7 protein-coding genes are annotated in these 11,595 nt (G+C 68.5%); 3 read left to right on the forward strand and 4 right to left on the reverse strand.

Annotation, left to right across the window (positions count from 1 at the left end):
- Positions 1–298: 298 nt before the first annotated feature.
- Entirely contained in the window at positions 299–2,821 is a 2,523-nt protein-coding gene (locus V3B30_RS12910) for a sulfite reductase flavoprotein subunit alpha (RefSeq protein WP_262083557.1), read from the forward strand.
- Between the two features lie 46 nt (positions 2,822–2,867).
- On the opposite strand, the gene V3B30_RS12915 is transcribed toward V3B30_RS12910, so the two are convergent.
- Entirely contained in the window at positions 2,868–5,405 is a 2,538-nt protein-coding gene (locus V3B30_RS12915; RefSeq protein ID WP_262083558.1) for a methyl-accepting chemotaxis protein, read from the reverse strand.
- 203 nt (positions 5,406–5,608) lie between these two features.
- On the opposite strand from V3B30_RS12915, the gene V3B30_RS12920 reads away from it, so the two are divergent.
- Positions 5,609–6,451: an arylamine N-acetyltransferase gene (locus V3B30_RS12920; RefSeq protein WP_262083559.1), complete on the forward strand. Its 843-nt coding sequence runs from the start codon at positions 5,609–5,611 to the stop codon at positions 6,449–6,451.
- 19 nt (positions 6,452–6,470) lie between these two features.
- Here V3B30_RS12920 and V3B30_RS12925 read toward each other — a convergent pair whose 3' ends face one another.
- Positions 6,471–6,842 (reverse strand): VOC family protein, encoded by a 372-nt coding sequence (locus V3B30_RS12925; protein ID WP_100474083.1) that lies wholly within the window; start codon positions 6,840–6,842, stop codon positions 6,471–6,473.
- 83 nt (positions 6,843–6,925) lie between these two features.
- Here V3B30_RS12925 and V3B30_RS12930 point away from each other — a divergent pair, with 83 nt between their 5' ends.
- Positions 6,926–7,642, forward strand: coding sequence for an ABC transporter substrate-binding protein (locus V3B30_RS12930; RefSeq protein WP_262083560.1), 717 nt, complete (start codon positions 6,926–6,928; stop codon positions 7,640–7,642).
- Positions 7,643–7,696: 54 nt separating this feature from the next.
- Here V3B30_RS12930 and V3B30_RS12935 read toward each other — a convergent pair whose 3' ends face one another.
- Entirely contained in the window at positions 7,697–10,309 is a 2,613-nt protein-coding gene (locus V3B30_RS12935; RefSeq protein ID WP_262083561.1) for a TonB-dependent receptor, read from the reverse strand.
- Positions 10,310–10,445: 136 nt separating this feature from the next.
- Entirely contained in the window at positions 10,446–11,588 is a 1,143-nt protein-coding gene (locus tag V3B30_RS12940; protein WP_262083562.1) for an alpha-D-ribose 1-methylphosphonate 5-triphosphate diphosphatase, read from the reverse strand.
- Positions 11,589–11,595: the final 7 nt, after the last annotated feature.

Raw genomic sequence — 11,595 nt, forward strand, 5'->3', positions numbered from 1 at the left:
GTGGGTCCGGTTGAGGGGGCGTGAGCCGCATGGATGCGGCGACCGAGCTTACATGGATGTACTTGCAGCGTCCCCCTCAACCGGACCCACCCCGCCAATCCACGGAATTCACGCTGTTGCTTCGGCTGTTGCTTCTGAGGTTGCCGGCCAGCGGCCGGCACTACCGCGGGTGCCGGGCGCCGCCCGGCCGATACCTCCTGCTTGACCGCAGGCAGGGCGCCACGGAGAATTCCGCGACTAATTCTCATTTGCTGTTGCGCAGGATGCGGGCGGCAGCCTTCCAGGCCCTCCTCCTTCGATGTTCAAGAACGCCCTGTTCCAACTGCACTGGCTGCTGGGCATCACCGCCGGTGCCGTCCTGGCCGTGATGGGCCTCAGCGGCGCCACGTTGTCCTTCGAGGACGAGCTGCTGCGCGCGGCCAATCCCGGCTTCGCCGAAATCGCCGAGCACCATGCGGACGGCCAGCATCCCCTTGCGCTCAGTGAACTGGTGCCATTGCTGCAGGCCGGCAGCGAGCGCCCCCTGCAACGCCTGCGCGTGGATGCCACCGGGCAGCGGCCGTCGGTCGCGCGCTTTGCCGGCGGCAAGGAACACTGGGTGTACTTCGATCCGTACAGCGGCGAGCGCTTCAGCGCCCTGCGCGGGCAGGCATTCTTCGACTTCGTCGAAGACCTGCATCGCCACCTTGCCGCGGGCGAACGCGGCAAGTGGATCACCGGCAGCTGTGCCATCGCGCTGCTGTTCTTCACCCTGTCCGGTCTTTACCTGCGCTGGCCGCGACGCTGGTGGCACTGGCGCAGCTGGCTGGCGGTGGAGTGGAAGCGCAGCGGCCGCAGCTTCCTGTGGAGCCTGCACTCGGTGATCGGCACCTGGGTGCTGCTGATCTATTTGATGAGCGCGCTGACCGGCCTGTGGTGGTCGTTCGACTGGTACCGCAGTGCCGCCAACACCCTGCTGGGCGTCGCACCGGCCGCCAAGCACAAGGTCGCCACCGACGCCACTCTGAACCTCAATCGCATCGAGGCCACGCTGTACGCGCTGCCCGGCGTGCGCACCGGCTTCATCGACCTGCGCCTGCCGGAGAAGCCGGGGCAGGCACTGAACGTGCGGGTGATGGCCGGTGATCCGTCGCAGCGCGGCGGCCACCACGATCGTGCGCATGACCTGCTGCAGCTCGATCCGGCCAGTGGTGCGGTGATCGATGCCCGCCCCTATGCACGCCAGGGCACGGGTGGCCAGCTGGCCACCAGCGTGTTCGCGCTGCACTCGGGAAGCTACTTCGGCGTCCCCGGGCGCGTGGTGGTGATGCTCAGCAGCGTGGGCATGAGCCTGTTCTTCATCACGGGCTGGATGCTGTACCTGGACCGGCGCCGCAGCCAGCGTGCCGCGCGCGGGCTGCGCCAGTCGCTGCCCGCGACGGCTGCCGAGGGTGTTGGCCTACCGTGGCTGGTGGTGCACGCCAGCCAGAGCGGGCTGGGCGAACAACTTGCATGGCGCGCAGCCGCGCAGCTGCAGGCGTCCGGTCATGCAGTGCAGGTACTGCCGCTGGCGCGCGTCGATGCCGCGCAGCTGCTGCGTGCATCGAAGGCACTGTTCGTGCTGAGCACTTTCGGCGACGGCGAGCCGCCGGATGCGGCGCGCCGCGCGGCGCGGCTACTGCTCGCGCAACGCCTGCAACTGTCGTGCCTGCAGTTCGGCCTGCTCGCGCTGGGTGACCGCCAGTACCCGCATTACTGCGGCTTCGGCCGACAGTTCGATGGCTGGCTGGTCGCCAACGGCGCGCGTCCCCTGTTCGAGCGCATCGATGTCGATGCCGCTTCGGTGCCGGCGCTGCGCCAGTGGCAGCAGCAGCTGGGTGCGCTCACCGGCATCACCACCGATGACAGCGTGCTGCCTGCGGCTACGCAGATGCATGAGTGGCGCCTGCTCGGCCGCGACCGCCTCAACCCGGGCAGCATCGGCGGGGCCATCTGGCGTATCCGTCTTGCGGCACCGGCCGACGTGCAGTGGCAGGCGGGTGACATCCTGCACATCTCACCCCGTCACAACGCGCGGCATGCCGGTGCCGTGTTGAAGGCACATGGGCTGGACCCGCTGCAGCCACTGCTGGTCGATGGCCATCCGCGCACGCTGCTGGCGCTGGCCAGCGAACGCGAGCTGCCGGAGGCCGAGGCCGCGCTGGCGGTGCAGGATGCCTGCCTGTGGCTGGCCGGGCTGCCGCTGCTGCCTGGCCGCGAGTATTCGATCGCCTCCTGTACGGATGACGGTGTGGTGGAGCTGGTGGTGAGGCTGGTGCATGACGCCTCCGGTCGAGCCGGGCTGGGCTCGGGCTGGTTGTCGCTGCATGCACCGATCGGTGCCAGCATCGTGGCCCGTGTGCACCGCAATCCTGGATTCCATCGTGTCGGCGCTGCGCCGATGCTGCTGATCGGCAACGGCACCGGCATCGCCGGGCTGCGCAGCCTGTTGCGCGAAGCCGCGCATGCAGGTGAGCACGGGCACTGGCTGCTGTTCGGTGAACGCCAGCGTGCGCGCGACTTCCTGTTCGCCGACGAGATCGAGGCCTGGCAGGCCCAGGGCCATCTCACGCGGGTGGACCTGGCGTTCTCGCGCGATGGCGAGGGGGGGTACGTGCAGGATCGCCTGCAGGCGGCCACCGATGCGCTGCGCGAGTGGATGCAACGCGGTGCGGTGATCCATGTCTGCGGCTCGCTGCAGGGCATGGCCGAGGGCGTGGACCAGGTGCTGCGTACCGCGCTGGGTGATGACGCGGTGGAAACGCTGTTGGAGAACGGGCGCTACCGCCGCGACGTGTATTGAGCCACCCGGGTAGTGGCGGCCAGCGGCCGGCACTACCCGGGCAGCTTCAGGCCGCCGCGCGCGCCTGCGGCATCGACTGCAGGCGGAACGCGCCCACCGCTTCGGCCAGGGCATGCACCTGCGCCTGCATCTGCGCAGTCGAGGCCCCCGCCTCTTCCACCAGGCTGGCATTGCGCTGGGTGCTGGCCTCCATCTGCACGATGGTCTGGTTCACCTGTGCGATGCCGGCATGCTGGTCCTGCGACGCACTACGGATGCCAGCCAGCAGGTCGGCCAGCTGCTGCACGCTGCCGACGATCTCGCCCATCGTGGTGCCGGCCTGTGCGGCCTGCTGGTTGCCCTGGCCGACACGCGCCACCGAATCCTCGATCAGCCCCTTGATCTGCTTGGCCGCCTCGGCGCTGCGCTGCGCCAGCAGGCGTACTTCCGCAGCCACCACGGCGAAGCTGCGGCCCTGCTCGCCGGCGCGCGCCGCTTCCACCGCCGCGTTGAGCGCCAGGATGTTGGTCTGGAAGGCGATGCCATCGATCAACTGAGTGATGTCACCGATCCGCCGTGACGCTTCGCTGATGCCGTGCATGGTTGCGACCACCTGGCCAACGGCCTCGCCACCCCGCTGGGCCACCGCTGCGGCGCCCTGCACCAGGGCATCGGCGCGGCCGGCGGCATCGGCGTTGCGGCCCACGGTGTCGGTCAGCTCCTGCATCGACGCTGCGGTCTCTTCCAGGTTGGCGGCCTGCTGCTCGGTGCGCTGCGACAGATCGTGGTGGCCGGTGACGATTTCGCCGACACCGGTATCCAGGCTGGACGTGGCCTGCTGGATGCGGGTGACGATGTGGCCCAGCTGCGCGACGGTGGCATTGGCATCGTCACGCATGCGCGCGAACACACCCTGCAGGTCACCCTCCATGCGCACGCTGAGGTCGCCACGGGCCAGCGCAGCCAGCAGTGCCTGTAGGTCACCGAGGTTGGTTTCAAAGGTGGCCAGCAGGCGATTGATGCTGGTCGACAACGTGCGCACGAAGCCCTGCTTGCCCTCCAGCGCGATGCGGCCATGCAGGTCACCGTGTGCCGCCGCATCGACCAGCGCAGCCACTTCGGTTTCCAGCAGGGTTTCCAACGCACGGCTGCGCCATTCCACCGCTATGCCGAGGAACTGCCCTTCGTCGATGATGGGGTTGGCAATCAGCTGGTAGCGCACGCCGGCATGACCGATCTCGCGCTCCTCGCGCTGACGCACGCCGGCCAGGCTGGCCAGCGCCGGATGCAGGCGCACTGCATCGCTGCCCACCAGGTCTTCGCGCTGGCGTTCAAGCTGCTGCAGCAGTGCCGGATTGACGTATGCCACCTGGCCCTCGGCATCGATCACCATCAGACCGGTCTGCGCGCTGTCCAGCGCCTGGCGCACCCGGGTATTGCCCCGCGCAACGGCACGCTCGGTCCCGATGCGCGCACGCAGGCGCTGCTGCATGTCGACCAGGCGCTGTGCCAGTTGGCCGATCTCATCATTGGCGTTGTAGACGCGCAGGGTGGTGTCCAAGCGGTCGTCGGCGATATCGCTGGCAAAGCGCAGGGTGTCCTGGATCGGCTGGCGCACCGCACGCAGCACCAGCACCAGGCTGGTGATCAATACACCGGCGACCAGCAGCAGGGTCACTGCGAACAGCACGCTCATGGTGCGTGCGCCGGCCTGCTGGCGCGCCTGTGCCTTGGCCAGCGCCGCCACCTGGGCCTGCTGGAAGGCGGCCAGCGCCGGCGCCACGCCAGCGGCGGTATCCAACAGCGATTGCGCCTCCACATCCAGGCCAACGCGGGCGGCGGTATAGCCCAGCAACGCGACCTGATAGGCCTCCATGCCGTTGCGAAGGGCGTCCTGCGCATCGGTCGGCAAGCCCACCAGCGCCAGATCGAACGGCAGTTTCTCTTCGCTTGCACGGTCGGCATGGGTGGAGTCGCCATCGAGCAGCAGCAGTGCCTCCTGCCGGCGCATCCTCTGCAGGGACAACGCCAACGAAGGCCGCTGCAGCGGATCCACCTGCGCCTGCAGGCTGTCGGCGGCCTGCTGCAGCTGCGCGGCAAGGCCGGCATCACCACGCCCCATCTCATCGACGCGTTCGAACAGGGCGGCCACGCCCTGCGAGAACGCGCTGGCGGCTTCGGCCAGTGCCTGCAGTGCCTCGCGCCGGCCGGCATCCATCGGCATCGCGCGCAACGCCTGAAGATCGGCCTTCAGCGCCTGCTGCGTCGCCAGCAGCTGCGCGCGGTCGGCATCGTCGAAACTGCGTGCATACTGGGTCTGCAGGCGACGCGCCTCGGCCACCCGCGTGGCCAGGCTCGCGGCCAGGTCGCTGCCGTGCTGGTAGCTGGCCTGGCTGCGCGCCGCCTGCGTGCTGGCATGGGCGGTCCAGGCGTAGACGGCGGCGATCGCCACCAGGCCCAGGCCACAGACCCACAGGGTCGCCTTGAGCTTGTTGGCCACGCTGAGCCGGTGCGGCTGCAGCCACAGCAGCAGGCCGGGGGACGCCGAGCGCAGCGCGGCAAGCCGCATGCGCAGGGACCGGAGGTGGGGGACGACGGCCGACATGACAGACTCCAGGCGGAAGGACGCACCTGTATCGGCTGGAAATGGAGCAACTTTAGGGCGTTCTTACTTCAGTCCCACCGATTGCTGGCGGACGCGGCCTTTGTACCCGGCACAGGCGACGGGGGGATGACACCCGCGCAGTGCTTGACCTCAACCCCGGTTGGGGGAGCACAGTGGACGTCCCTCCCCCGCCCGGTGCCCCCATGCCGACGCTCGATGTCCCCCGCTACCTGCAACGCCTGCAGCTGGATGCACCGCCACCGCTGACGCTGGCCGGCCTGACCCTGCTGCAGCAGCGCCACAACGCATTGCTGCCGTTCGAAACCGTCAGCTGCCTGCTGCGCGATGCAGTGCCGATCGACCTGGACAGCATCCAGCGCAAGCTGCTCGACGACCGCCGTGGCGGCTACTGCTTCGAACTCAACGGCGGCCTGCTGGCGCTGCTGCAAGCGCTGGGCTTCGATGCGCAGCCGTTGAGCGCGCGCGTGCTGCTGGCCGCCCAGGACGGCGAACTGACCGCACGGACCCACCTGCTGCTGCGCGTGCAGGTGGACGGCGACGACTGGCTGGTGGATGCCGGTTTCGGCAGCCTGACCCCGACCGTGCCGCTGCGCCTGCAGGATCCGCAGCCGCAGGCCACGCCTCACGAGCGCTTCCTGCTGCAGCGCCTGCCCGGCGAGGGGGATTTCGTGCTGTCCGCCGAGTCCGGCGATGGCTGGCGGGCGATGTATCGCTTCGACCTGCACGCGCCGGCACCGATCGACAACGTGGTGGGCAACTGGTACGTGTGCACCCATCCCGATTCCGGTTTCCCCGGCCAGCTGCGCGCGTCACTGACCGGGCCGGCCTGGCGACGCACCATCGGCAGCGGCAACTACACCGAGTATCGCCCCGGGCAGGCACCGGACAAGCGCCCGCTGCACGACGTCGGCGACGTGCGCGACGTGCTGCAGCAGCGCTTCGGCATCCAGCTTCCAGACGACCCGCGGCTGGATCCGGCGATCAACGACTGGCTGCAGCGCTCACGCGCCGCGACCCACGTGTAGGGTCGAGCATTGCTCGACGCTACACAGCCGCGCGCGCCTGCAATGCGATCCGGTTGCCTTCGCTGTCGCGGATCTCGGCCACGCGCCAGCCGCCGGCGTCGGCCGGGCCGAAGCGCAGCTCGGCCCCGGCGCGCAGCGCACGCTCAAGACTGGCATCCAGGTCATCAACCCCGATGTAGATGCGGGCACCCTGTTCGGACGGCAGATAGTCCGCCCCTTGCACCAGCGCCATGCTGGCCCCTGCCGCTTCATCGGCGAACGGCAGGTAGGCCATGCGGCATTCGTGCAGCACGATCGGTTCGTCCATCTCCACCTGCAACCACTGCTGGTAGAAGGTAATGGCACGGGCCAGATCACTGGCTGGGATCTCGACATGCAGGATCAGGTTCATCCGCGCAGGATAACCGGACGCTGACGCCGCCTGCGCAGGAGCACTGGCATGCTGGACGTCCCCCCTGCCCCGTGGAGTCCTGCATGTCCCTGGCCGACCACCGAAGTACGCTGGCACCGCACGGCTTCCTGCGCGTGGCGATCAACCTTGGCAACCCGGTGCTGGCGCAGGGCGATGCAGGCTCACCGCGCGGGCCCTCACTGGAACTGGCCACCGCATTGGCGCAGCGGATGGGCGTGCAGGCCCGTTTCACCTGCCACGACGCCGCGGCCTCGGTGGTCACGGCGGCAGGCGAGGACGCCTGGGACCTGGCCTTCCTGGCCATCGATCCGGCGCGCGCCGACCGCGTTGCCTTCAGTGCCCCGTACGTGGAGATCGAAGGCACCTATCTGGTGCGCGAGGACAGCCCCGCGCAGCAGGTGGCCGACCTGGATCACGAGGGGCTGCGCATCGCGGTGGGGCGTGGCGCGGCCTATGACCTGTTCCTGAGCCGTGAACTGCGCCACGCCACGATCGAGCGGGCAGAGACGTCGGCAGCCGCTATCACGTTGTTCGATCAGCAGCATCTGGATGCCGCCGCCGGTGTACGCCAACCGCTGCAAGCATGGGCGCAGACGCATCCCGGCCACCGCGTGCTGGCCGACCGTTTCACCGCGATCCAGCAGGCAGTGGCGGCGCCGGCCTCACGCCCGGCCGACGCATTGCGGGCGTTGTTCGAGGAGGTGGAAGCGATCAAGGCCGGCCCGTTGCTTGAGGAAGCGTTCGCGCGCGCCGGGCAGGCAGTCACGCTGGTTCGGTGACTGTAGAGCACACGGAGTCGAGCATGGCTCGACGCTACAGGGCGCGCGTACGGCTTACTGGAACAGGTACTTCAAGCCGATCTGCGCGCGGCGGCCGTAGTACTCCACCTGCAGCGGGCGCTGCGGGCTGCCCTGGTAGTACTTCAACGGCTCGTTGGTGAGATTGCTCAGCTCGGCGAACACCGTCCAGCGATCGAAGGTATAGGACGCACTGAAATCGACCGAGGTGTTGGCGCCGTACCAGGCGTCGGTGGCGCTGCTGTCGCCGTGCGCTTCGATGTAGGCACCCTTGTGGTTGGTGGCCAGACGAGCTGCGAACGCGCCGTCGTCGTAGTACACCGTAACGTTGTACAGGCGGTCGGCCTGGCCGGTGATCGGCACGTTGCCGCTACGACCCGGAATGCGCATGCGCGAATCCATCAGGGTCAGGTTGGCGTTGATGCCGAAGTTGCTCCACAGGCCGGGCAGGAAATCGAAGCGGCGCACGAAGGCGAACTCGGCCCCCCACAGCTTGGCGTCGTCCCCGTTCTCGGGCCGGTAGAAGGTGACGTTGGGGTTGCCGTTGAAGCTGCCGGTGCTGCTGCTCTGGAACACCGGATTGCTGATGTTCTTGTAGAACACGCCGCCGGACAGCAGGCCCAGCGGACCAGCATACCATTCGGCCATCAGGTCCAGGTTGTCCGAATAGGTCGGGTCCAGGTTGGCGTTGCCGGAGGTGAAGGTGCCATCGGCCTCCATGAACGAGCCACCCGGGTTGATGTCACCGAAGTTCGGCCGGGCGAAACTGCGGGTCAGGCCCAGCCGCAGGTTGAGCTCGCTGCGGGGTGAGAAGCGTATGTTCAGCTGCGGCAGCACCGAGGTATAGCGCTTGCGGCCCAGGTTGGGCACCAGCGCGCTGCTGCCATCGGCATCGCGCTCCAGCACCAGCCCGCGCACGTCGGTGGCGGTCCGCTCCAGGCGCACACCGCCGACCACGTCCCAGCGTTCGTCCGGCGTCCAGGTTCCCATCGCATAGGCCGCGTACTGCTTCTCGGCCACGTCGAAGTTGCGCCCCAGCGCCGCGCCATTGGCCACCAGCGCCGAGTCGGCCGGTACCAGCACCAGATGCTGCCTGTTCTGCCGGTACCACTCGGCCAGGGCCTGCATCGGCACCACCTGCGAGAAGTCACGGGCGTAGTCGCGGCCATTGCCGGTGTCATAGCCGCTGCGGCCGGGCTGGTCCATCAACGGGAAGTCGGCCAGGGTCGGCACCGGGCCGCCGGTAGCAGTGTTCCAGGCATAGAACTCGTCGGAGAAACGGGCGCGGCGCTGCTTGTCGCGGTACTTGGCACCGGTCTTCCAGGTCAGCGTATCGCTGGCATCGAAGGTAAAGTCCAGTTGCGCGACGGCCTTGTCCTTCTCATTGATCGCCACCCGATACAGCTCCACCGCGCTCAGCGGCATCTTCCGCGGGTCCATCGAGAAGCCTGGCGGCAGATGGGTCTCCGGGGTATCGGCGGCGACGTTGCCGCCATCGATGGCGTTGTACGAGTTGCGCCCTGCGCCGCGGTCCTGCAGGCCCTGGTAGCCGACCTTGCCCTGGTTGAACTGGACCACGAAGTAGGCATTGTCGGCACAGGTGGGAATGCAGCCATAGCGGAAGTCGTTCTCGGCGCTGGCCAGCTTCCAGTCCACCTGGCCGCGGCCGAAGGTGTGCTGGCCACCGAATTCGATGGTCTTGAACTCGGTGATCAGCTCGTTGTGGATGTTCTGCAGCTCGACGCGATCCTTGTCGAAACGATAGCGGTGCTTGTAGTGGGTCTCGTCATCGCTCAGTTCACCATACTGGCCGCGCACGTACAGCCGGTGGCCGTCCGCTGGCAGGAACTCCATGCCGCCATTGACGCCGCGGGTGGTGCGCTCACCGGTGTAGTCACGCAACTCCAGGCGGTAGATGCCAAGGCCATCGGCACTGCGCCGCGGTTCGAAGTTATCGGTCGCCCAGGGGCGCTTCCAGTAGGTTCCGTTGATCAGGAAGCCGAAGCGGCCATCGGCGCTGCGGTCGCCATACAGCACATTGGCGCTGGTGCCGGTATCGACGGCCTTGTCGTTGTAGTTGCCGGCCACGCTGGCGGCAAACGTGCGGCGCGCAGGCGCGGTGCGGGTAACGAAGTTGACCTGGCCACCAATGGCGTCGCCTTCGCGATCCGGCGTCAGCGTCTTGCTCACTTCAATGCGTTCGATCAGCTCGGTCGGGAAGAAATCGAACGCGGTGGCGCGGCTGGTGGTTTCCTCTTCGGCCGTCGGCAGACGGTCACCGTTGAGGGTGGTCGAGTTCCACTGTGCGGGCAGGCCTCGCACCGCGACGAAGCGGCCTTCGCCCTGGTCGCGTTCGATCGACACGCCCGGTACGCGCTGCACGGCTTCGGCGGCGTTGTGGTCGGGCAGCTTGCCGATGCCATCGGCGCTGACCACGTTCATCAGGTTGCTGGCTTCGCGCTGGGCGTCCAGTGCCTGCTTCTCGCCGCTGACGATGCTGCCGACCACGGTGACGGTATCCAGATCAACGGCAGAGGGGGCGGGTGCGGTATCGGCCGCGGCCGGAGACGCGGCCTGGACGGCCAGCGGGGCATGCAGCAGGGCGAGCAGGCCCAAAGTGAGCGGATGGCGCGTAGGCAGAGTGGACATGGCGATGGCGGTGGCAAGGGAAAGTGGGCCGCTACAGCGGGAGCGGCGATGGCGGCCACTTTCAATCAGCGCGGTGAAGCGCAGGCGGCATCCACTAGGCAGGTCGGGGCAGCTGTCTAGGTGATCGCGAGGGTGGTCACTGGGCCAGCAGGCGGCGGCCGCCCACCCAGACCTCGGCCACGTAGTCCGGCATGGATCCACGCACCCGCAGCAGATCGGCGCGCAGGCCTTCGCCGATGCGGCCCCGATCCGGCAGGCCCAGCGCCTGTGCCGGTGCATGGCTGACCGTGCCCACCGCACGCGGCAGGCTCCAGCCCAGCTGCACGCAAAGTACGCCCAGCGCCGGCAACAGGCTGGCCGGCACATAGTCCGAGGACAGCACGTCGAGGCAGCTGGCGCGGGCCAGCTCCAGCGCCGCCACGTTGCCCGAATGCGAGCCGCCCAGCACCAGGTTGGGTGCGCCGGCAACGATCGTCAGGCCGGCCGCGCGCGCGGCCGCTGCGGCCTCCAGCGTGGTCGGGAACTCGCAGATGCGCGCACCGCAGGCCACGGCTTCATCCACATCCGCAGCCACCGTGTCGTCGTGGCTGGCCAGGCACAGGCCGCGCCGGCGCGCCCACTGCAACACCTGTCGCAGGTGTGCAGGGCGAAAGCGCGCCTGCTGCGCACGGCGTGCCTGCAGCAGGTCTTCCAGATAACCGGTCTTCATGTCGGCCGGCAAACCATAGTAGGCCGCATAGCGCTGCAGGTTGCGGAACTGGCGCTGCCCCGGTGTGTGGTCGGTCAGCGACAGCAGGCGCACCGCCGGATCATCCAGCAGTGGCTCCAGCAGCGGCAGCAACCCGGGATACGGCAGTTCGGCACGCAGGTGCAGGTAATGGTCGCTGCGCAGGCCGCCGGCACGGCGCGCCTCGGCCAGCGCCGCATGGGCGGCCTGCAGGCTGCGCACGCGCACGCTGTCGGCTTCCGCGTCGCCCACTGCCAAGGCATCGCAGGCCGTGGTGATGCCTGCGGCGAGCAGTTGTGCATCGTGCGCCTGCACCGCCGCCGCCGCCGGGAAAGCCACGCCGGGGCGTGGCACCAGGTGCTTCTCCAGATTGTCGGTATGCAGCTCGACAAACCCTGGCATCAGCCAGTCGCCGCCACAGTCTTCGGCGCCCGGCAGCCCCACCCGGCCCTGCCCCACCGCGCGGATGCGTGCCCCATCCAGCACCACATGGCCGTGCACGACCTCGTCGGCCAGCACCAGCTTCAGATTGTCGAGGATGCGTTCGCCCATGGATTCC

Source organism: Stenotrophomonas sp. SMYL41 (genome assembly GCF_036319965.1).
Taxonomy (GTDB): Bacteria; Pseudomonadota; Gammaproteobacteria; order Xanthomonadales; family Xanthomonadaceae; genus Stenotrophomonas; species Stenotrophomonas maltophilia_R.